Raw genomic sequence first — 21,800 nt, forward strand, 5'->3', positions numbered from 1 at the left:
CTAGCTTGAGGCACCGTGAGCAACTTGCGCGACACCGACCGAATGAGCCCGGCGGAGCTTCCGCCGGAAGATGATGAGCCTGCGGCGCACGCGTCCGAACACGTCGCGCCCCACGCGGTTCCCCGAGTCTCGGCGCACAAGACCATGGAACTCGACACCGTCAAGGTGTCGGACCCTGCGTTGAACTCGCGCAACGCGCCGACTCAGCGCGGCCTGCGAGCTCCTGTGATTCCGCCCGGATATAAACCTGAGGCGGACGCCGGGTACGCGGTCGACGATGTGCCCAAGCCACCCACTAGCAAGCCCTGGCTGCTGATCGCTGGTGGTGGTGCGGTCGTCCTGCTGCTCGGTGCGGGCTTGGCGTTTGCCCTATCCCGTGGGTCGGCGCCTGCCTCGGCGGATAGCGCTTCGGTGCAAGAGGCGGCGACTCAGGTTAGCGAGCCAAAGGCAGCAGAGGCCGCGGACAACACGCCCGAGGCGCCGGCGGCTGAAGCCACCGAGTCTGCTGCCGCTGCCACGGGCGCTGCCCCGGCTCCGACAGAAGATGACACGAAGGCAGAATCTGCAGCGAAGGCAGAAGCTGCAGCGAAGGCAGAAGCTGCAGCGAAGGCAGAAGCTGAAACAGCGAAGACCGCACCGAAGCCCAGTTCTCAGTCCACTTCCAACCCACCTTCTGCAAAGCCGACCGCGACGAGCAAGTCCACCGCGAAGCCCACGGGCAAAGACGGGAAGCCCTGGGAAGAGTGGATGTAGGCTTCCGTCAGCCGTGCGACTTCGGTCCTAGGCTGGGCAGAGCTGGGCTTCGACTCGCGTCAGGTCGCCACGTAGCTCCACTCGCACATGATGGCGCACGCGTCGTCTCCGCCCGACCTTGCGGGCTGCCCACTCCGCGGCTTCTTTTAGCCTGGGGTCCTGAGGACGAAGCGTCTGCCTGCCTTCAACGGTTGGAGGTAGCTCGGAGTCGACTCCAATTTTTGCCACGCGGAAAACGCGCGGAACTCGCGCAGCATTCACGTAGTAGGTGCCGTCCTGCTCCTCGACCCAGGAGCGGTCGCCGCCGCCTTTGAGCGCATGGTGCATGTGTCCAGCGAGCACGGCGCGCACCCGCTTGCCTTGGAGCGCGGCGTAGTCTAGCGCGCCACGTAGGTCCGGATCCCCGAAGTCACCTGCGTTGCGGCGGAAATCACAGCCCCAAATCGAGTCGCGCGCCTCTCCGAGGCCCGTCGGCCCGTTGTGGGCCAGGAACAACAGCTCGCTGGATGCATCGTCCACGAGCTGCTTGAGTCGGGTCTCGGAGTCTTCGAGAGATGCAACGCCAAAGGCGCGCTTCATCAACGGCCGGAAGGCGAGCCGTGGTCCTCCGAAGGAGTGGGGGCGCGCTGCCACGATGCTGAGCGTTTGCGTGCGGAACCGAAAGCGGTGCAGGCTGTAGCCGACCAGCGGGATGGGGCCCAGGGCCTCGGCTAGCTCCTTGCGTCGACGTTCTTCACCGCCGCTCGCGAGCTCGATCAGAGAACCGACGCCGGAGATCTCCGCTGCCAGCTGCGCGGGGGTTATCGCGTCGTGGTTCCCAGGTAAGACCAGAGCTGGCTTCTCCAAGCGGGCAATGGACCGCGCGACCTTGAGCGTGCCACCGATGGTGTAGCCACCGAGGTCACCCACGAACAACACCAGATCGTAGTCGCTCTGGTTGAAGTACTCGACGTCCGGCGGGCCCCAGAAAGCGTGGATGTCTCCCACTACCGCGATGCGGATGGGTGGCTCGGGAGAGCTGGGGGCGGCTGTGTCGGATTCGGTCATTGGTTGAAGTCGTGGCCGACAGCGTCACGTACGCACTGCTCCGCCTCCAACGTTCAGGCTAGCGCGTCGTCTGTTTGACTCCAGCTATCGCTACTCCGTGGGTTGTTTCGAAAGGGTTTCCCTGAGCGTCTAAAATATTACCGTGCGGAGATAACCAGCGCTCCGCTAGCGATTCTTAGCTGGCTGAGCGGCTGAGCAATCTTTGACCCCTCGCGTGGCTTCGAACACCCCTTGAGGGGTCGCGTTGGAACGCCGCAGCGCGGGCGCAGCACGGGGCCAGGGTGGCATGTCTCACCCCCAACAACCTTGCTGAATTCGTAGCACGACCTGGCACCTTCGGGGTGGTTTGCTCGGCTTCCGACGATCCTCTATAACGCCATCGCTGACGCTACGCGTCGAACCGCTAGCAAGGAGAGCAGGGTGCGCGTCCTTCACGTCCTACAGATGTCCCTACCCGCACAGACGGGGTACTCGATTCGAACCAGCTACATCATGAAGGGCCAGGCGAAGCTGGGGTTCGAGTCCTTCGGTGTGACCTCCGCGAGGCACCCCAAGCCCGAGGGTGAGATCGAAGTGGTCGATGGCGTGTCCTATCGCCGCACGCCGGAGCTGACCGGACCGCAACCCCCGTTGGTGCGTGAGGCGCGCCTGATGAACGCGCTCTACCACTCCACCTCGAAGGCGATCCGGGAGTGGCGACCCGATGTGGTCCACGCCCACTCGCCGATGCTGGTGGGGTTGCCAGCGATGCTCGCCGCGAAGCGTCACCGAGTGCCCTTCGTGTATGAGGTGCGCGACTTGTGGGAGAACGCCTCGGTCGTGCACGGCAAGTTCGCCGAAGGATCGTTGCAATATCGCCTGGCGAAGGGCGGAGACACTCGAGTCTTCCAGAACGCCGACGCCGTGGTGACGATCTGCGAGGCGATGCGCGATCACATCGCGCCGCGGGTCGGCGCACGCACGGATCTCAAGGTGATCGCCAACGGCGTTACCGCAGGGAATTTCACGCCACAGGCTCCTTCTAGCGATCTCTTGGCGCGCTATCAGCTCGAGGGTAAGCGACTATTCGGTTTCCTGGGCTCTTTCGAGCCGTGGGAGGGCCTGCCCGACTTGATTGCGTCGGTGCCGAAGGTCGTGGCAGCCATCCCCGACGCCCATTTGATCGTGGTCGGGGGCGGCCATATGGACCAGCCGATACGTGAGCTCGTGAAGCAGCGAAAGCTCGAGGCGCATGTGACGTTCACGGGTCGCGTACCTCACTCCGAGGTGCAGCAGCTGCTCGCCCTGCCGGAGCTGTTGGTCTACCCGCGCGTGAGCAGTCTGGTCACTGAGCTAACCACCCCAATCAAGCCCCTCGAGGCCATGGCCATGGCGCGCCCAGTGCTCGTGAGTGATGTGAAGGCGCTGTTGGAGCTGGCAAAACCAGGCGAAACCGGGATGGCGTTCCGCTCGGGGGACGTCGACGATCTCGCGCGGAGCGTGGTGAACTTGTTGCAAGACGCCGAGTTGCGTGAGCGTCTTGGGCGGAATGCACGGGCGTACGTGGAGCGCGAGCGAGATTGGGATACGCTGATCGCTGGCTACGAGGACGTGTACCGCGCGGCTCGCGCCAGAGCCGCCGCTTGAGGAGCCCGATGAAGGATCGATACTCCGATGAGACTGGTGTCGGCGCGTTGTTTGCTCCGCTGAAGGAGCGCATCGCGAGGACACTCCGTCCGAGTGACACTAGCGGGGCTCGCTTCGATCCCGAGCTGCCTGACGATCGCACCCGCGTCTACCTGACGGTGGACACGGAGTGCGCCGAAGAGCGTAACCTCGGCGGGCGCGTTCAACCCCCGATGGGCTATGACCTGCGCGTCTGGGGGCGCTTCGACAACCGCGACGAAGAGCTGGGAGTGCCGCTCATCATGAGCGAACTCGAAGCCTACGGGATGCGGGGGACGTTCTACACCGAAGCGATTGGCGCCCATCACTTCGGCAAGGCGGGGCTGCGTGAGGTGTGTGACCAGATGCTGTCGCGCGGTCACGACGTTCAGCTGCACGTGCACCCGGTGCAGCGCCGCGCGCTGCTCGAGGCCGGCAAACCGTCTGCTTCGGACAACATCAGTGACTACTCCTTAGAAGAGCAAACGGCGTTGCTCACTGAAGGCATGGATCTGTTGGCGGACGCGGGCGTGCCGCGAGACTCCATCCGCTCCTACCGAGCTGGCAACTTTGGGGCGAGCAACTTGACGTGGCAGGCCATGGCCAAGGCGGGGTTGACGCTCTCGAGCAATTACAACCCCTGCTACTTCGACATCAACTGTGAGATGCGCAGCCCTGATGCGTTGGCAGGATTGTTCCGTACGGAAGTTGAAGGAGTATGGGAGTTGCCCATTACCAACTTCCGTCAGCCGAGCGGGGGGTATCGTCACCTGCAGGTGATGGCGGTCAGCCTGGCGGAGATGATGCACTCCCTGCGCGCCTGCCGTGCGCGGGGGATCCGCCACGTGACGTTCGTGACTCACTCATTCGAGTTCTTTCACATCGACTCGATTCATGCGCGGCGCGGCCACAAGAACCTGATCAACATCGCGCGGCTACGCGGCCTCTTGGAGTTCATCCGCAGTCACGAAGACGAGTTCGTGATGGAGACCGTGGGTGACCTTGCGGCTCGCCTTCCACAAGAGGTGCCCGACGTTCGGGAATACCCTGCGGAACCACGGGCGCTGCACCTGATGCGCCTGGTCGAGCAAGGCGTCAAGCGCGTCAGTGCTCATGTGCCGCTACCCTGATCACACAGTTTGCGCGGGGTCGCGCATCGCGACCTCACCCTGAGAGACCCCGAGAGAGTGCGATATGTTGAGGAAGAACACCCGACCCATCATTCCTGGCGCCGAACCCTGGTCGAGCCCTGGCTCGGGCGACAACGCGCGCATTGGTATCCTGCTCAGCCACGGCTTCACCGGGAACCCCAGCAGCATGCGCTGGCTCGGTGAGCGGCTCGCGGCGCGCGGCTTCGCGATGGAGCTGCCGCGCCTGCCCGGCCATGGAACGCACTGGCGAGACATGGCCAAGACCACGTACGACGACTGGCGTGCAGGGTTCGTCGAAGCACTGCACGAACTCAAGGCGCGTACCGACCACGTGATCGTCGCTGGCCTGTCGATGGGCGGGACCATCGCCCTCGATGTGGCGTGGGAGTTCGAGCGGGAGCTGGCTGGGGTGGTCGCGATCAACGCCACAGTGCTGGAACGCGAGGGCTTGCTCGCCAAGCTGGCTCCAGTGCTTCAGTACCTGGTCCCCATCGCGCCCGCCAAGGCTGCTGGTTTGGTGGAGAATGACGCCGCTCGAGAAGGTGTGGACGAGAAGGCGTATGCGTTCGTGCCCGCTGCGGCCGGCAACTCCTTCTTGAGTCAGCTTGGGCGGATCCGCCGCCAACTGCCCCAGCTTCACCTGCCAGTGCTGGTTGCGTATGCGCCTCAAGATCACAGCGTGCCCCCGGCGAATTCCCGCGCAATCCTCGACCTCGTCGGTACTTGGGGCGAAGAGCTAGTGCTCCCGAACTCCTACCATCTGGCAACGATGGATCTCGATCGCGAGCTGCTCGAGGAGCGTATCGCCGAGTTTGCGCGTCGAGTGAGCTTGGAGCGCAGTCGGCCGCGGCGCGACACAGCGAGCGACCAGCCCACTGGTTGAAGGATTGCCGAAGCCCGGGCCGGGCACTAGACCTCAAGGGATGGCGGGGCCTGACAGCGGTGCACTGAGCCTCGAGGAGGACGAGCAGGGGTTCGCTGCAGGGCGCCGCGGGCGACTCAGTCTGCTGCTCTTCGGGATGGTCGCGCTCGGGGTGGTCGCCACTACGGGCGCCGCGCTAACGCCAAGCCTGCTGGCGCATCAGCCGCTGCTGTTGATCGCCATGAACCCCAGCATCCCGCATCTGATCACCGTTGCGCCAGCGACGGAGTGGAGTGCATTCATCGGGGTGGCGGTGTTGCGCTTGATGCTCGCCGATCCGCTCTACTTCGCCATGGGGCGCTGGTTCGGCGTAGACGGAGTGCAATGGGCCGAGCGCCGGGCCGGGCGCTGGTCTGCCTATTCGCGCTTGCTCGAAGGCGCGTTCAGCCGCTGGGGCAGCCTGCTCGTGTTCTTATCTCCCTACGGAATCGTTTGCCTGCTCGCGGGAGCTTCGGGCATGTCGCTCAAGCGTTTCTGGGGACTCAACTTCCTCGGCACGCTGAGCCTGGTGCTGGTGCTGCGCGGGTTTGGAAAGTCCCTCGCCGGACCCATTGCGACCTTCACCGCCTGGGTCGATGCAAACTCCACTTGGCTCACCTACGTCGCTGTTGGGGTGATCGCGTTTGGGCTGTTGGTGCGCCGTTTCACGCGCCGGCCGGATCGCCGTGCACGTGACGTCGAGATCAAGCTGAGGGACGATTCCGCGGGGAACGTTGAACGCTGAGTTGCTGGAGCGGGGACGTTAGCCCTCGGCACTGGCGCCGGGCTCCGAGCCATGTCGCAGGAACTCGAGGATGCTCAGGGCGTTGCCGAGGCGCCGCCCTGCTCGACCAGCGAGCCCGAGGTCCGTGGTTGCCAGACCTTCGCGCTCGAGGATCTGCTCGAGGTCTCCCCGTGGAGCGTCGCGGTGGACGTTGAAGTACACCGCCTTGAGCAAGACGAAGCCAACCTGTTGCTGGGGGCCTTTGGGCTGGGTTGCGTCCGCACCCTTGGCGAGCGGGCTCAGGGTGCCCGCGTCGACACTTGCCTCGTGCAGGATGTCCCAGGTGCTTTGATTCCATGCGGCAAATACGTCGCCTGGGCGCGTGAAGGTATTCCAAGCGGATAGCATCTCCGAGAGGTCCGGCGCGTCGGCAAAGCTCTCTCGCTCGAGCTCGAGGTGTTCGAGGTGTTGATCCGCGACCGGCTCTCGAGGCCGCACCAAGCTCTTGAACACCTCTCCCGTCGCGGGTCGACAGGCTACCCAGTAGAGCAGCTGGTTCTTCCAACCCGGCGGCACAGCCTTGGCGCACATCAACTCTGGAGGTGGAGCCGACGCCTCGCCACACACCACCACGAGACGCGGGTATTGCTCCAGGAGCGCCCGCGGGATGGCGCGGCTCGCCTTGTTGCGCTTCCGCTTGCGTCGCCTGCCGCCGCCTTTTTTGGCGTAGGCGATCTGCTGGTCGATCATCTGATCGAAGGAGCCAAGTAAGCCTTCGAGGCCTTCGAGTTCAGGCTCTAGTTGCTGAAGTGCCTGGGTGATGGCTTCGAGGGTCGAGACGCATTCTGCCCTGGGTTCCTTGCGGATACGATAGCGGCTCGGCTCTTCGGGGCGTAGTGCGTAGTGTGGCAGCGCGTGGAGCCAAGGGTTCTCGCGGTAGATGGTGTGCGCGTGGTGCCACGTCCCATCGAGCACGATCAGCTGTGAGGGGCGCTCTGCTAGGGGCAGCTCGGAAAGCAGCTTGGCGTTGGGGTGCGGGTACAGAAGGCCAGTGCCCGGTTCGACCTCGAGCTCGCGCCGGATGCTACGTCCAGTCTCCGACCAGCTGATTTCCGCACTCACGTTTGCCAGGCCAAGCTCCGCGAAGCGTGCAGTGCCGATCGGATGAAAGCGCTCCCGTGGGTGCTGCAGGATCAGGATGCGTGTGCGGTTCTTGACCTTGGTGAGCCCCTCACACACGCAGAGCGCAGCCGGCTTGTGGCAGCGATAGCAGACCTCGCGGTGGACGAACTCCGCTTGCTCTAGAGCGCTATCCTGCTGGCCCGCTGGGGCTGTGGCGGACGCCTCAGGTCGTTGAGAGTTGTCGCTTTCTTCCTGCACGATCTGCTGATTTTTTCGGGGGGAGAGGGACGACCTTTGAAAGGCGTACTCCGCCGTAGCCATCCGTTTCGCCCGAGGGGATGCTCTGTAGCATGCCGAAGCTGATTGAGAAGCCGACACGGATTGAAGCCGCCGGGAACAAGCCCAAGCTCATCGACGAATACATCGGGCACGTGAACAGCGGCGAGTCACGCTTGAGCGTCGCGCACATGCGCTCCCCTGGCGGCTGGGTAGAGCCAGGGCAGCGACCCGAGTTCGACGAGTTTACGGTCGTGATCAAGGGCTGCTTGCGAGTCGAGTTCGAGGGCGGCGCGCTGGATGTGAACGCCGGTCAAGCCGTTCACACACCGGCTGGGGAGTGGATCCGCTACTCGACACCCGGCGACGAGGGCGCAGAGTACATCGCCGTGTGCCTGCCAGCGTTTGCGCCGTCCACGGTGCACCGAGATGAGTGACGCGGACGAGTCTCCCGGCTGGGCCGCTATCGATGCTGCGCTGAAGCCAATCTATGGAGAGCAAGAGCCGCGTCACATGGCCCCCATGCTTCCGCCAATGCTCGGCGGGAGCGACCCGTTGCATGGGATCAGCGCCTACCGGAGCGGCTTCGGCGGTACTCCACATTGGCACTTCGTCACCTACGGCTACACGGAACTGTGGCAGAAGGAGAGCGAAGATCCGGAGTACAGCGGCTTTGGGTTCGAGATGACGATGCGCGTCGTCGACGCGAGCGACGAGCCGCCGATGTGGGTCTTCAACTTGCTGCAGAACGTCGCGCGTTATGTTTTTCGTACGGGAAATGTCTTTGCTGTGGGACACAGCGTCCCGGCGAATGGACCAATTCACGACGGAACGGACACCGCACTTGTCGCCGCTGTCTTTGCCGAAGATCCGCAGCTACCACCGATCTCGACTCCAAACGGTGACGTAGAGTTTCTGCAATTGGTCGGGTTGACTCAGGATGAGTACGACGCCGCCCGCGAGTGGGATGCGGACAAGCTCCTGGAGCTGGCGCGACCGCGCAATCCAGCCTTGGTCACGGATGAACACAGAACCTCATGGCTCGAGCAGCCTGCGTTTCGGGCTGCCGTGGAAGCTGGAGTCGAGAAAGACGGTTCATCTCAAGGCGTGTTGATGATGACTCATGGCAGCTTCGAGCCCGGTCCGCCCTCAGTGTTGGGAGTCGCAGCATCTGCGTTAGACAATCTGCAGCGAGCCATGCGGAACAGGCTGGGGCACGGTCGCGGACTCTTGCTCACGTGGCCGGAGGGTGAAGCGGGGTTGCTCCCAGAGCCGCATCCCGACGACCCCCAGGGACTCGTGCTCTCACCCCCCGATCGAGAGGCGCTAATGGCGATCCCCGTCAAGCGCGGCGACTATTCGCTGCCGGGCGGGCTCGTTGTCCGAGTCATCCCCGTCGATATCTACGACGCCACCCGCACACACGTCGTGAAGGTGATCGGCTGAGCAGCTTTCACTCCCGGGCGCGGGCCTGGGCGGCTAGCGCGCTGTCCAGCGTCTGCTCCAGGTGCTCCCGCGCTTCCGTTGCCGCACGGACAGACCAGGTGTGGATTTCGATGCAGTAGCGGCGATTCTCGACGTCGTCTTCGATTAGCTCGACGGGTGAGCCGGGCACGCGGTAGGGCGAGAGCAACGCGACGCGCCGTGCGAGCTCCAGCTGATCCCGGTGCTGGGGTGCAGCGGAAGGGATGCGCACGCGCACCGGCTCGCTGTTCTTGGCGTGCTCGACCGTCAGCACCTCTTCCATCAGCAGCCGATTGGGCACGAACAGCGTTGCGCCGTCGCCGCGACGTAGGTGGAGCTGCGCCAGGCCGACTTCTCGCACGGTGCCGCTGTGGTTTGCGATGTGGATGCGGTCGCCGTGGCGCAGGCGGCGCCGCAGCAGCAGGCTGAGGCCAACCAGCACACTTGGCAGCTGACGGGCGTATGCAGCGCCCAGCAGCAAGACGGCAGCGAGCAGCGTGAAGGTGAGCAGGACGGGCGCGAGGCTCGCGATCCGGCGCAGCACGAACAGCACGACCAGCGCGACGAGGGCCACGCGTATCGCTGTGGCGGTCGTCTCTAGGCGGCGTGAGCTGTCGAGGCCGAGACGCCACACGACATGCACCGCGCGGCGGATCCCGCGCAACGTCACCCACACCAGGGCGAGGCCAATGCCGCTGAAGATCAGACTATTCAGGCCGAGCAGGCCACGTAGCTCTCCAACCTCGCGCACGATGGCGTCGCCGAGCTCCAGCGTCGCGGTGTCACCGGTGCCGCTGCCTGAGCACCCAGCGAGGAGGAGGCTGGCGAACAGCACGCCTGACCACAGAAGCTGCGTCTGAACGCGCCTCATGAACGAGCTCCGAGTTGTTCGAGCGCCTGCATGACAGCTGGGCGGACCGACTGCGGGATCCCCAACGGTGAGGTGGGGTGGCTCAGCGGCTCGAGCAGGCCCGCTGCCGTGAGGTAATGAACGTGGCGCGCCATCTCGGAGCGGTTCAAGGTGAGCGCGCGGGCGAGCTCGGCCTCATCCTGAGGCCCAAAGCGCATGACCTGAACCAGGGTGGCGATTTCCGTAGGCTCCATGCGCTGGATGAACGGCAGGCCAAGACTCAAGCCGAGGTCGATGGATGGCTTGACGCTACCGCTGGGCGTCACCTCACAACCGTGGGCCCACTGCGCCACCGCCCGACCGATGTTGCCGCCGCTAGCGCGGGCCAACATGCCGAAGTACACCTCTTGCTCGTTGGTGCGTTGCACACGGGCGATCCAGCGCGTGGCGAACGTTGTTGGGTAGACCACCTCTCGGCCGCTCAACGCGTGGCGACGCAGGATCGCCTCGTCGAGTTCCTTCCCGCTCAGGGGCTTCAGCTGGATGATCCGGCGTACGACTTGCGGGATGGGCACGAGCTCCTGAAGGACCGTCAGCGCGCCGCGTTCGATGGACATCACCCAGTTCGTGTGGGAGCGAGTCCGAACGACGAAGTCGAGGAACCTATCCAGCTGTCTGAGACCCTCCGCGTCTGCCTTGAACCACTGCTCGAGGTCGTCGATCAGCACGGTGCTGCGCTCGCGCGCCAGCGCCGCCCCGAGGGGGCCCATGCTCGGCTTCACACCAAGCTCGATCGCCAGCGCACCGAAGATCCCCACGGCGCGGCGCCACTCGAGCGGCTCCGGTCGGATGATGCGGGGGGCGTGCAGCTCGAGCTCGAGCAGGTTCAAGAGCGAAGTGCGTCCGGAACCGTGTTCGCCGACGAGGAGCAGGTTGCCCGGCGAGCCTTCGAGCCACTCGCTCTCCTGCTTCAGGGCCTCTTGTAATTCCGCGCGGTAAGCGGTGAAGAGTCGATGCTCCGTCGTCGGTGCGGTGGAGAACAGGCGCTGGTACTCGTGGGGCAGGTGCTCCGCCGGACGCCAGCGTGAGGCGTAGTCCTTGATCGCCGCCGCATCGAAGTTCTCATCCTGATAGCGCGCACGGACATCGCGCCCGAGCTGGCTCCCGAGCGCCTCGCGATAGACCTCTAGAGCGCGCTCCTTCCACTCGAGGAGCTTGCGCTTCGCCGGCGCAATTACCTGCTGCAGGCGATCGAGGAGCAGCTTGCCCGCTTGGGACTCGACGCTCGCGGTGGTCATCCCCGAGCGCTCGAGCAGGCGGTTGAAGCTCTTTTCTGCGAGCGCTTCGAGGCCATCGCGTGCGGACGTGATGTCCCGCTCGAGGGCCTTACGCTGCCCCTCCAGGCGCTGGAGGGCGCGATCCAATTGCTCGAGGGTTGCGTGTTGGCTCTCGGCCTCTTCCGTTTCCAAGACCGCGAGCGCGATTTCCCGCGCCTCGCGCAGGCGAGCGGCCGTGTCGACCACCGTAGCCGCGACCTCACGCAGATTCGCGTCAGAGCTCGGCAGCAGATCTTGGAGCAGGGTGGAGCGCGTCTCTCGCTGGAGCGCGAAGCGGCGACCTCGTGAGTCGCTGGGCGAGTACGGCCGATTCGGGTCGAAGCGAGTGCGCGGGATCTCGAGTTCGGTCGGAAGCTTGTCTATTTCCGCGCGGAGCTCGAGCGCTACAGTGTGCATCGACGCGGACGCGCGAAAGCGTGCGGCGCAGGCTTCGAGCTCCGCTTGCTCGTCGTCGTCGAAGGCCTCGCGGGCGGCCACGGCGAGCTTCTGCCGCTCTGCGTCGCCGAAGTCGACCTCCTCGGTGCGGCGGCGCACTTCGGTCAGGCGCCGCTCGACCGCGGCCAGGACCTGTTCGACGCCGCCCAGGGAAACAGTTGCCGGATCGATCACCGAATCCTGAAGCGACGTCTCGTAGACCTTCCGCAGGTGCTGGACACGCCGCGCGAGCTCCACCTCCGCCTCACACAGCTTGGCTAGGCGCCCCCAGTCTGCAGGATCGCGCTCGAGGACCCGCAGCGCCTCTTTGACCGGGCCGTCCACCGCGGACACGCGGATCTTCGCGGCCGGTAGCTCTGGGCCGCCGGCTTTGCGCAGCATATCCGCCAGTTGCTCAACACCCTCGACCAGCGCCGAGTGGAGCTCCGAGTCGAAGCTCTGGCGAGCCATCTGGATGCGGAACTCGATCTCTCGGTGGGCGCCCTCGGTGTCTTGCTTCCCTGCGGATACTGCCTCGATCTCGGCCAGGATGCCGAGCTCGCAGCGGGACCAGGCCGCGAGTTGCTCTGCGACGAAGGTCCCAAGGCGGGCCTCCAGGGCCACACGGGCGGCGGCCTGGAGCGGGACGCGCCTGGAGTTCGTGACCAAGCGCAGTTTGACGGCCACGCGCTTGCGCACCCGCCGCAACTTGAGCAGCCAGGGGTCTTCCTTCTTTAGCTGGACGTGCTGGCGCGACAGAGCGGCATCGACCATCTCGGGGAGATCTCGCAACGTGTTGCGGAACTCCGCGAAGAGCGCGCCCAAGAGCTCCGCCTTGCGATCAGCGGGAAATAGCGCTTCCTCGTCTTGAGCCTCGTGGTCCTGGTCCGCCAGCTTGGCGGTAGAACGCGCCAGCTGTTGTTCGGCCCACTCCGCGAGCGTTGTCTCGCGGAAGTGGCGGCCCAAGCTCTCGAGCTGGGAGTAGAGATGCGTCGCGGGGATCGCCAGCGCTTCAGCACCAATCGCGTTGAGCGCCTCGCGGAGTCGCTCGCGCGCTTCCCCAGCGGGCAGCAACGCCGTCTCTGCCAGAGTTCCGGTCGCGGGGAGCTCCGCGGTGGCCCCCGGTGTGGCTCCGACTTCACCCGCGGCTTTGAGCGCGCGCTTGAGGGTGATGGGACCGAGCAGCAGGTTCACCGCGACGACGGCCATGCCCGTGCCGCGCACACTGGTTGCGATTTCAGGGAGCGCGTTCGCTGCGACTCCCGTAAGACCCAACGTAACGCCGGCTTGAGGGAGGTAGGCGAGCCATGCCTGACTGCGTACGGTGTCGCTCTCGCCGCCGATGGCGCCGCCCAAGCGCGCCGCGATGATGTAGGTCACCGCGCGCGCAGCGCACAGCGCGAGCGCCAAGGGGAAGACCTTGTAGGTAACCAAGAGGTCGATGCGCGCACCAGCAATCGTGAAAAACACGATGAAGACGGGCAGCGCCACCATCTCCACGGCCTCCAAGAGGTCGTGCTCATAGCGGGAGAAGTTACGGACGACGAAGCCCGCGGCGATGAACACCAGCAGCAGATCGAGGTGTAGTTGCTTGAGCACCTCGGCGACCACGACGATCATGCCGGCGACGAAGAGCAGCATCTCCGCGCGGATAAACCGGATGTAGAGGATCAGCGCCAGTCCCAGCACCGCGCCGATGCCTAGCTCCTCGGCGATATGCAGCAGCACCTTGGAATCGCTGGCTGCCTCAGGGGAGAGCAGTCCCTTCGCGACACCCATGGCCACCGCCAGGCTGACGACGACGACCAGGTCCTTCAATACCGCGGCGCCGAGGACGATGTCCGAGAGCCGGCCCTTCGCTCGGTTCTCGTTGATGATAGCCAGCGCGATTGCCGGCGAGGTCCCGATCGAGAGGGTGCCCATGATGAGGGCGAGCGCCACGAGTGGCTTGCCGCTGTCTATTTGAAGCAAGCCGAGCCAGCGCTGAGCTGCGTACAGCGTCCCGCCGACCAGCACCACGCCGAGCAGTACCTTGACCACGATCGTCGCGGCGAGGGTCTTCCAGATCCTGCCTATCTGCCTGGCGTCGAGCTCCAAACCGGCGCTCAGCGCGATCAAGCCCAGCGCCAGGTTGTTGAACATCGTCATGTCCTCCACGACTCGCGCGGAGAGGATGTTCGACACGTAAGGACCGAGCAGCGCGCCACCGATGATGTAACCGGTTACGCGGGGAAACGAGAGCGCGGAGCCGATTTCCGCCATCGTGAAGGCGGCCAATACGACGAAACCAATCGCCGCCAGGGTGAGCGGATCGCTGACGCCCGGTGGATCCGTCTTGAGCGCCTTCAGCCCGAGCATTAGCCCGAGCAGCACGAACAGTACGAGCGCGCGCCTCATCCGGCTTCCTCCTCGTGGGAGGTTGGCCGCTGCCCAGTGTCCTGAGCACTCGGCGGTGCCCCATCGACTTCTCCTTCAGGCGGTGGGGGCGCGTTGCTCGGCGCGAGACCGACCACTAGCTCTCCAGCGTCAGTCAGCAGCGCGGTGAGCGCGCGGCGGCTGAATAGGTCGCTGACGAGCGTGCCAATCAACACCGTGTTCAGCACCACGGCTGCCCACTCTGGGAAGCGCTGAGCCAGATTGAGCGCAATCGCGACCGCCAGGCTGCCGTGGCTGATCAGGCCGTTGCCCAGGCGCAACGTCTCGAGCTTCGGTTCGAGCACGCTCCGCGCGGCAACCCGGGTGAAGAGCCGCCGGAGCAACCAGCGACCGATCGCGTAGGCGATAGGCAAGACCCACAACGCACCCGACACCGGCTGCCAGAGCGCACCCGCGAAGATCAGCACCAAGACGAAGAGCGGGTGCTGGAGCCTATCTAGCTGCTCCCGGACGCCATCCGCGTGGTCCGATGTGTTCGCGACGACGACGCCTGCGAGCAAGTTGACGAACAGCGGCGAGATACCGAGCGCGGAGCCAACGCCCGACGCGAAGATCACTAGACCCACGGCGGCGAGGAAGATCCGGCTTGGCTCGTTTTCCCTGCCAATGAACAGCGTGAAGAGCAAGCCACAGATGATGCCGAGACACCCGGCAGCGACGCTCCACTCGACCACCGTCATCGAGAAGCGGTTGGCTTGGCTCGTGGCGCGAGTGGCGGCCAGCACCAGGCCGAGGACCACGATGCCGGTGATCTGACTGGCGCGGGCGCACGCTTGAAGGAAGTCGCCCACGCGCCCTGGGCGGTTTCCGCGCAGCGTGCGCACCGCCTGTACCGAACTCACGACGGCGCAAGCAGCAAGCCCCAGCGCGAGCCAGAGCGAGTTGGACTCGACGTGAACCGCGAGCGCCCGACCGCTGTAGCGCAGCACGCTCTTGTCGATCACGAAGTCGCTCTCGGTGCCGACTTGGGGGACGAGCCAGTCGAGCACCGGAAGGATCATCAGCGTGAATCCAACCAGGACGGCGATCGACGCGAAGAACGCCGCGGGGCCGAAACCCTTGGAGCGCAGCGTTTTATCCGCGCGGATTCCAAGTACGAAACCAAGCAGCCCAAGTAGCAGGCTGAAGAACGGCTGCAAGTGCGTCAGAGCTTCACGGGTGAGCAGGGACCAGCCGAGTGCGGGGCCGATCGCGACACCGACCACCATGTACTCGACGGCAGACAGCGTCGCGAAGCGCGAGGTGAAGCGCTGCAGCAGGTGTCCAACCACGAAGGAGAACACCACGATCAGGACCAAGAGGACTGCCAAGCTCATGGTGAGGCCTCCGGTGCCTTCCACTTGCCGTCGCGCCAGCCGAGCCAGGCCAATGCTGCGCTTCTTGCGACGTACGCGTCCCGCTTGCCTAGCACCGCGATACCGATTTGCTCGTCCTTGGGAACCAGCTTGAGCCCCCAGGTTGCGGATATCCGTGCGGAATGAGTTAGGGCGAGGCGTTCATACACCTTGCGGGCGAGGCCTAGCTCGACGATCAGCTCCCCGCGACCGGTGATTGCCACCGCGCCATGGGGACCGACGAAGATCCCAGCCCCATACACGGGGACATCGCCGATGCGTCCAGGCAGCGAGAGCGGCGGACCCCCGGAGCTGGCGGCCACGGCGAAGCGATCATTGGCGTCGCGAATCAGCACGGCCACCGTATCCGAAGGCGCCGGGTTCGGCGTGGGGGAGGCTGACGGCGCTGCAGTGGGCTTGGGCGCTGCAGTGGGCTTGGGCGCTGCAGTAGGCTTGGGCGCCGCAGTAGGCTTGGGCGCTGCAGTAGGCTTGGGCGCTGCAGTAGGCTTGGGCGCTGCAGTAGGCTTGGGCGCTGCAGTAGGCTTGGGCGCTGCAGTTGCGGTTGTGCCGACGGGTGGGGTGCTCGAGGGCGCTGCGGTAGCCGACGGGGCAGGGGCTGCGTCCGCCGCCTGGTTGCTCGCTTCCGTGGCGGCATCAGAGGGCCTGGCGTCTGCGGCTCCCGCGTCTGCGGCTCCGGCTGCGTCTGGCGTACCAGCGTCGGGTTGGGGCAGGCCTCCATCGCGGAGCGCAGGGTCTACGTAGGTGGCCCACGGCAGCTGGTTCCAGGGTGCGCCGGCGTCCGCTAGTGCGTCAAGCATTGCCGTGCGGTAAGATTCGCGCTGCGCTTCCTGAGCCACCGGCTCGGTCGTGATGCCGACGCGAGCGGCGAAATCTCGCGCCCAGAACCCTGCGAGCACGGGGGTCGGCGCTCCCAGGAGCTTTTCGGCGACGAGCACCGGGTTCTTCACGCCTTCCACTGCGGCGACGGCCGCGAAGTGGCTGACGCCATCGGTGTCGAGCACCATGACCGCTGCATCGGCTTCGGCGGTGCGACCATCGATGCGCAGGTTGACGCCGGTGCCGGCGTTGAGCTTCGAGTCATCCTCCAGGATGACCACCCCAGCGACCGCCGCTGAGCCTGCGTTCTCGTCGGTGGACAGCGATGCCAGTGCCGCACGGATAGCGTCGCGGAGCGTTGCGTCCGCCTCGGTCGTGGTTCCGAGCCCCGCGAACGCCAGCGCTTCCGAGCCCTCGGGCGGCGGCTCTGCGTCTGGGATTTCGACGCCGACATCGCTCGATGCGTCTGCTGCCATGACCACCGAGGGCGCTGGTGGGGCGGAGGGAGCAACGCTGGCGGACACGCTCGGGGCCGGGGGAACGTCGTCTCGGATCCGGCAGCCGACGCAGCTCAGGAGTAGCGCGCCCACGAACCACCGACGGGCATGGGTGATCCACCGGGATGGCTGCAGCTGAGCCTCCGGGTAAATCCCTAGCAAACGGTCGGCGTGAGTCATGAGGCGAGACCAAGCACCGGCAGTGGAGGCCTGGTGTAGATCTATCATGAAGCCCGCTCGATCGCGCAGGAACCAGCGCTTCGAACCGCGCTTCTCTAGTGTTGCGTCGGGCGAATCTCAGAATCGCCTCACTAGCTGATGTGGCTATTCGCAGCAGGTCGCTCGGGCAGAGTCATTCGAGCGAGCGATTGCAGGGGCGCTCGAGCTCGCCTGCGAGGGCTTCAATGAACTGCTTCAATATCTGGCTTCGTCGCGCGGCTTCTGCGCGACCGACGGGCGTCAACAGGGTGCGCGAAAGGCCGAGTAGCTTAGTGAAGAAGTGATCCACGCTGAAACGCGTGTCTTCGAGATCGCGGTGGTCTGCGAAAGGATCTTGGGGGTCAAAATACCGTGCACCAATGCGGGGACCGGTGCCGAGACAACGCATGATTCCGATGGCACCCACTGCCTCCAACCGGTCGGCGTCTTGAAGTGCACGGCCGAGCGCACCTCGCGGTGTCGCGCCGCGACTGAAGCTGTGGTCGCGAATGGCGTCGTGGATGTCTCGAAGCGCCGTGGGGGGGAGCCTCTCCCCCAAATCCCGCGCGGAAAGCTCCGTGAGTAGACGCTCCGCCTCGACAGCGCAGAGCTCGCTCGCCCGAGAGCGATCGGGAGAGTTCTTTGGGACGTTGACGATGTCGTGGAGCAGCGCCGCTGCGATGACGCTCCGCGGGTCGAGCTCCGGACCGCAGCGCAGGGTCCAAACCGCCACTCGCAGCAGGTGATCGATGTCGTGCGCTGTGTCACCGTCAGCACGCGCCTCGACTTCTGCTCGGACTGCGCAGAGCAGCGGATCGCTCGCTATGAGGGCTTCGACTTCGGTTCGATCGGGGCGCTGCATGGCTCCGTCGTAGGCAAGGCGCCAGCGCCGAGCAAGGTGATCCAGCGCGGTCTGTCGAGCTATGTCCGACGTGACGAATTCGCTAGCGCACGATGAACAGCGTCGCTGGATCCTCCGACGGGCGCCAGCGCACGCCGTGCCAGCCGTCAGGGATCTGCGGCTCCGTCCAGTAGAACATCCAGCGCCCGTCACGGGGCGAGAGGTTCACGCAGCCGGCGCTCATGCGCTCGCCCCAGTTGTCGTGCCAGTAGGCGCCGTGGATTGCGTGAGGACCGCTGAAGTTCTGCGTCCAGGGCACCTCGGAGTGGATGAACTCCTGAGGGGCCGCCATGGTGGCGGTGGCGAACTTGCCCGTGATCTTGAAGCTCCCCGTGGGGGTGGCTGCGGTGTCGATCGCTGGAATGCCAGGCGCTGGCGTGCCGCCTCTCCCCGGGGAAATAAGCGTTACGTAAACGATGCGCGTGCCCTCGTAGGCGACGACCCAGCCTTTCCACACGTTGGCTTCCATCCAGGTGGCGCGCCCCTTGGGAGCTTGCCCGGTGGTGTCCGGCTGTCCCATGGCGGCGCCCCAGGGCGTTTCCTCGCGAAACTCGGGGACGACCGCTTCCTTTTGCTTGACCCAGATCCCGCTCTCCACGGTCTCCAGGTAGGTGACGCCGTCCGCCTCGGCGCGCTTGCCTGTCAGCTTGACCCAGGAGAGCCGCTTGAAGGTGCCGGACTGCTGAACGAAGCCCTCGGGGCCCTGCTTGTATTGCGGCCGATCTTCCCCGCGGAAAAACGCTATGCGCAGCTTGCCGTCCGCGTCGAGTTCGATGTCCTTGCCGACCTCCAGGCCCTTGAAGGTGACCTTGGGGTAGGGGGCGACGCGAAACTTCGGCGCCCACATGAAATCCGCGGTCAGCAGGAAAGGCGTGCCGTCGTGGTTCACCTCGGTGGACCAAGCCACCGTGGAGAGGGGGAACAAGCGCTTGCGCGGCTCGTTCAGCGTCGCGGGGTAGCTACCGAGCTCGATGGGTTCCCGTGTGGGAATGCTGAGGTCGACGCCCTTGAGCTTCTCGTCGAACTCGGCGGCTTTCTCCGGGCTTGCGAGGGCTTGTTTAACGGCGGCTTCGTGATCTGGTAGGTCCCACTCTCGGCCACGCTGCTCCGTCCGATTCGGCAGCTGCTTGTACTTCTGTAGTCCGCGGCTCTCGCCGTACTGGTGCGGCCACGGGCTATCGAGGCGGGGCGCGTAGGGTAGCGTGCGAACGAGCTCGGGATCTTTCGGATCGAGCGTCGCATCCTTGCCGTCCACGCACACGTAGCCGAACGGTTCGATGGCGTACCAGAGGCTGTTGTTCTCGGGTCCTGGGCAACCGGGGCCAACCACGGGCTCCGTGGACTTCAACTTCGCGTTGCCCCCAAGCCAGAGATAGCCAACCCAGCCCTCCGGGTTTGGTTGAGGACGGATCCAAACGAAGCGGGTCTTCGGGTAAACGTGGTGACCGTCCGTCGGGAGCGCAGGTCGCGGCGTGGTTAGGGGATCCACGTCTGCGTCGGAAGCGGTGGCAGGCGCGTCGGCTTCACCCGCGGCGCCACCAGCACCTGGCTCCGCCGCGGTTGCCTCGGCGCTTGGTGGCGGTGTCGGGGCTTCAACTGATGCGACCTCGACGGGCGCACTAGCCGGTGGATCGGCACAGGCGAGGGCCAACAGCCCCAGCAGCCAGTGCACATTCCGTCCCGGGCGTCCCATCCACCCACGCTAGATCCGGCCCCTGCTCCGCGCAAACCGCAAGCGGCCCTAGTCGCCGGGGAACACGTCGTTTTGTTGGCTTCCGAGCCCAACAACGCCCAACAAAGGCTTGGGCGAACCCATTGCGGCTTCCTGCCCCGCGCACTAGGTCCCGACCCATGCAGCGAGAAATCCTGGAAGAGGACAAGATCCACCCCGGCATCCGCGAGAAGATCGCGACCAACCACCACGACATCGTCGAAGAGGTGAAGGCGGCGATCGCCAAGCATCGCCTGGTGGTGGTGGGCATGGCCCAAAACCCCTTCCCCCGCAAAGCGCGCGCGCTGCTCAAGAGCAAGGGCGTGAACTTTCACTACATGGAGTACGGCAGCTACCTCAAGGAGTGGAGGCGCCGGAACGCACTCAAGATGTGGACGGGCTGGCCGACTTTCCCCATGGTATTTATCAAGGGCACGCTGGTCGGTGGCTTCGAGGATCTGAAGAAGCTGGAGGAGAGCGGCGACCTCGCGAAGATGTTGGACTAGCGTCCGGTCTTCCACGCGAGGTTCCGTTGTTGCCTTCAGGGCGACGGTGACGCCGGCGCTCTCGCGGCTCTGACCCGAACTGCCTTGACCCTGCCTGACGCGGCGCATATAGCCCGAAGCTAGCGCGCCGTGTCTCCGCTCGGCGACGTGAGCGAGTGAAGGTGCAAGGCATGGACTGGCGGCTGAAAGCGGCGTTCTTCTGGGGATTCAACTACGTGCCGATGGGCGCGGAGTTGCACTACTTCGCGCAGCGCCGCTTGACGAAGGGGCTGCCTCGCAAGCTCACGCCGCTGAGTGACGTCGCGAACTCCTACATGCTGCATCCGCGGGTGCTCAAGGGCGCGTTCCCCGAGTTCCCGAAGGGCCATCAGCTGGAGTTTGGCGCCGGTCGCGACCTATTCGGAAACCTCATCACTTGGTGCTGCGGCGTCGACCGCCAGACCGTGATCGATATCGACCCGCTGCTCAAGCCCGAGCTGATCAACCACGTCATCTCGACGCTCAAGGCAAACCCACTGCCTGGCTTCGAGCGTGAGCCGCCCCGAAAGCTCTCCCATCGTCATTTCCTCAGGGAACTGCGTGAGGTGTACGGGATCGACTACATCGCGCCGGGTGACGCGCGGGATGTCGACATGGCCGACGGTTCCATCGACATGGTCATCACGACCAACACGTTGGAGCACATCCCGCGGGCGGACATCGCGAAGATCCTCAAGGAGTGCTACCGCCTGCTGCGGGTCGACGGCGTGCTCAGTCAAGTGATCGACTACAGCGACCACTACAGCCACGGGGACGGCAAGCTGAACGACTACAGCTTCCTCGCGCACAGCGAGCGCGTCTGGAAGCGCTTCAACCCGCCCGACCACTACCAGAACCGCTTGCGCCATGTGGACTATCGCAAGCTGATCGAGGAGGCGGGCTTCAACATCGAGATCGACCGTCCGCGGCAGCCGACCAACGCGGAGGAGCTGCTAGCCCAGGTGAAGCTCGATAAGTCGTTCGCCAGCTATCCGCTGGAAGACATCCTGCCTACCGCGGGTCACTTCGTCGCGTTCAAGCGTGGCCAAGCAGACGGCGGGCAGAGCAACTAGCGTCTCACGTGTTTCCGTAAGGGAACGGAGCGTTCTGTTGGCTTTTTGGGGGAGAGGCGCGCCGTTGCCGCCGGGAGAGAAAGCATGTCAGTTCGTCAGCGCTATATCGATTTCATGCGGTGGTTTTCCATGACCACGCCGGGACGCGCCTTCGCCCGCACCGTCGTCGCGCGCCTGGACCCGGTGCTCTACAAGTTGAGCGGTGGCAAGCTGACTACGGTCGGGCCTCAGGTGATTCCGATGATCGTGCTCACCACCACCGGCCGAAAGTCAGGGAAGCAGCGCAGCGTTCAGGTCGCCTTCATCCATGATCCCGAGGCTTCTTCCGAAGCGAAGGCCGACGTGTACACGGTGGCCAGCAACTTTGGTCAGCAGAACCACCCAGCTTGGTCCTACAACCTCCAGGCGAACCCCAACTGCGAGGTAAACCTGAACGGTGAGGTTTTCCGAGCCAAGGCGGAGCGTGTGAGTGACGAGGAGAAGGCGCGCGTCTGGCCGAAGCTCGTGGACGCCGTGCCCCAGTACGCCGTGTATGTCACCCGGACCAGTCGGGACATTGGGGTGTGGCGGCTGCGGCGGACCTAACCCCCAACCCGTCCTAGCGCT

General features: G+C 65.1%; 18 protein-coding genes and 1 pseudogene. 10 read left to right on the top strand and 9 right to left on the bottom strand.

The annotated features are described in order from the left end of the window. Positions 1–15 precede the first annotated feature (15 nt). Complete coding sequence (locus H6718_18555; protein MCB9587409.1) at positions 16–753, top strand: hypothetical protein; 738 nt, start codon at positions 16–18, stop codon at positions 751–753. Between the two features lie 27 nt (positions 754–780). Here the strand turns inward: H6718_18555 and H6718_18560 are convergent, their stop codons facing one another. Further along, a complete protein-coding gene (locus tag H6718_18560; GenBank protein ID MCB9587410.1) occupies positions 781–1,800 on the bottom strand; it encodes a metallophosphoesterase in 1,020 nt (339 codons plus the stop codon). Between the two features lie 420 nt (positions 1,801–2,220). Between H6718_18560 and H6718_18565 the strand changes: the two genes are divergently transcribed. From H6718_18565 to H6718_18580, 4 genes are all read left to right on the top strand, one after another. After that, on the top strand, positions 2,221–3,426 hold the full coding sequence (locus H6718_18565) for a glycosyltransferase (GenBank protein ID MCB9587411.1): 1,206 nt from the start codon (positions 2,221–2,223) through the stop codon (positions 3,424–3,426). A gap of 8 nt (positions 3,427–3,434) precedes the next feature. Continuing rightward, positions 3,435–4,574, top strand: coding sequence for a hypothetical protein (locus tag H6718_18570; GenBank protein ID MCB9587412.1), 1,140 nt, complete (start codon positions 3,435–3,437; stop codon positions 4,572–4,574). Between the two features lie 64 nt (positions 4,575–4,638). Beyond that, a complete protein-coding gene (locus H6718_18575; protein MCB9587413.1) occupies positions 4,639–5,478 on the top strand; it encodes an alpha/beta fold hydrolase in 840 nt (279 codons plus the stop codon). Between the two features lie 40 nt (positions 5,479–5,518). After that, complete coding sequence (locus tag H6718_18580) at positions 5,519–6,241, top strand: VTT domain-containing protein (protein ID MCB9587414.1); 723 nt, start codon at positions 5,519–5,521, stop codon at positions 6,239–6,241. Between the two features lie 18 nt (positions 6,242–6,259). Here the strand turns inward: H6718_18580 and H6718_18585 are convergent, their stop codons facing one another. Continuing rightward, positions 6,260–7,600 carry a DTW domain-containing protein gene (locus H6718_18585; protein MCB9587415.1) on the bottom strand — a complete coding sequence of 447 codons (1,341 nt, stop codon included), beginning with the start codon at positions 7,598–7,600 and terminating at the stop codon, positions 6,260–6,262. A 92-nt stretch (positions 7,601–7,692) separates the two neighbouring features. Here H6718_18585 and H6718_18590 point away from each other — a divergent pair, with 92 nt between their 5' ends. After that, complete coding sequence (locus H6718_18590; protein ID MCB9587416.1) at positions 7,693–8,055, top strand: cupin domain-containing protein; 363 nt, start codon at positions 7,693–7,695, stop codon at positions 8,053–8,055. Beyond that, positions 8,048–9,064, top strand: coding sequence for a suppressor of fused domain protein (locus H6718_18595; GenBank protein MCB9587417.1), 1,017 nt, complete (start codon positions 8,048–8,050; stop codon positions 9,062–9,064). The genes H6718_18590 and H6718_18595 overlap by 8 nt, the downstream gene beginning before the upstream one ends. Before the next feature lie 7 nt (positions 9,065–9,071). On the opposite strand, the gene H6718_18600 is transcribed toward H6718_18595, so the two are convergent. From H6718_18600 to H6718_18630, 7 genes and pseudogenes are all read right to left on the bottom strand, one after another. Then, positions 9,072–9,953, bottom strand: coding sequence for a mechanosensitive ion channel (locus tag H6718_18600; GenBank protein ID MCB9587418.1), 882 nt, complete (start codon positions 9,951–9,953; stop codon positions 9,072–9,074). Then, on the bottom strand, positions 9,950–14,080 hold the full coding sequence (locus H6718_18605; GenBank protein ID MCB9587419.1) for a cation:proton antiporter: 4,131 nt from the start codon (positions 14,078–14,080) through the stop codon (positions 9,950–9,952). The genes H6718_18600 and H6718_18605 overlap by 4 nt, the downstream gene beginning before the upstream one ends. Next, complete coding sequence (locus tag H6718_18610) at positions 14,077–15,435, bottom strand: hypothetical protein (protein ID MCB9587420.1); 1,359 nt, start codon at positions 15,433–15,435, stop codon at positions 14,077–14,079. Before H6718_18610 ends, H6718_18605 begins: the two co-directional genes overlap by 4 nt. Next, positions 15,432–16,271 carry an isoaspartyl peptidase/L-asparaginase gene (locus H6718_18615; protein MCB9587421.1) on the bottom strand — a complete coding sequence of 280 codons (840 nt, stop codon included), beginning with the start codon at positions 16,269–16,271 and terminating at the stop codon, positions 15,432–15,434. The genes H6718_18610 and H6718_18615 overlap by 4 nt, the downstream gene beginning before the upstream one ends. A 54-nt stretch (positions 16,272–16,325) precedes the next feature. Next, positions 16,326–16,766, bottom strand: a pseudogene (locus H6718_18620) (isoaspartyl peptidase/L-asparaginase). 373 nt (positions 16,767–17,139) lie between these two features. Next, positions 17,140–17,847, bottom strand: a complete 708-nt coding sequence (locus tag H6718_18625) for an HD domain-containing protein (GenBank protein MCB9587422.1) — start codon at positions 17,845–17,847, stop codon at positions 17,140–17,142. A gap of 82 nt (positions 17,848–17,929) precedes the next feature. Continuing rightward, positions 17,930–19,579: a L,D-transpeptidase gene (locus H6718_18630; GenBank protein MCB9587423.1), complete on the bottom strand. Its 1,650-nt coding sequence runs from the start codon at positions 19,577–19,579 to the stop codon at positions 17,930–17,932. 158 nt (positions 19,580–19,737) lie between these two features. On the opposite strand from H6718_18630, the gene H6718_18635 reads away from it, so the two are divergent. The 3 genes from H6718_18635 to H6718_18645 all read left to right on the top strand — a co-directional run bounded on the left by H6718_18635 (position 19,738) and on the right by H6718_18645 (position 21,779). Next, positions 19,738–20,103 (top strand): glutaredoxin, encoded by a 366-nt coding sequence (locus H6718_18635; GenBank protein ID MCB9587424.1) that lies wholly within the window; start codon positions 19,738–19,740, stop codon positions 20,101–20,103. Positions 20,104–20,273: 170 nt separating this feature from the next. Next, the gene (locus H6718_18640) at positions 20,274–21,194 is read left to right on the top strand and encodes a class I SAM-dependent methyltransferase (protein ID MCB9587425.1); all 921 of its coding nucleotides are present in this window, start codon (positions 20,274–20,276) and stop codon (positions 21,192–21,194) included. 84 nt (positions 21,195–21,278) lie between these two features. Next, complete coding sequence (locus H6718_18645) at positions 21,279–21,779, top strand: nitroreductase family deazaflavin-dependent oxidoreductase (GenBank protein ID MCB9587426.1); 501 nt, start codon at positions 21,279–21,281, stop codon at positions 21,777–21,779. Positions 21,780–21,800: the final 21 nt, after the last annotated feature.

Source organism: Polyangiaceae bacterium, from assembly GCA_020633205.1.
Lineage (GTDB): Bacteria > Myxococcota_A > Polyangia > Polyangiales > Polyangiaceae > JAHBVY01.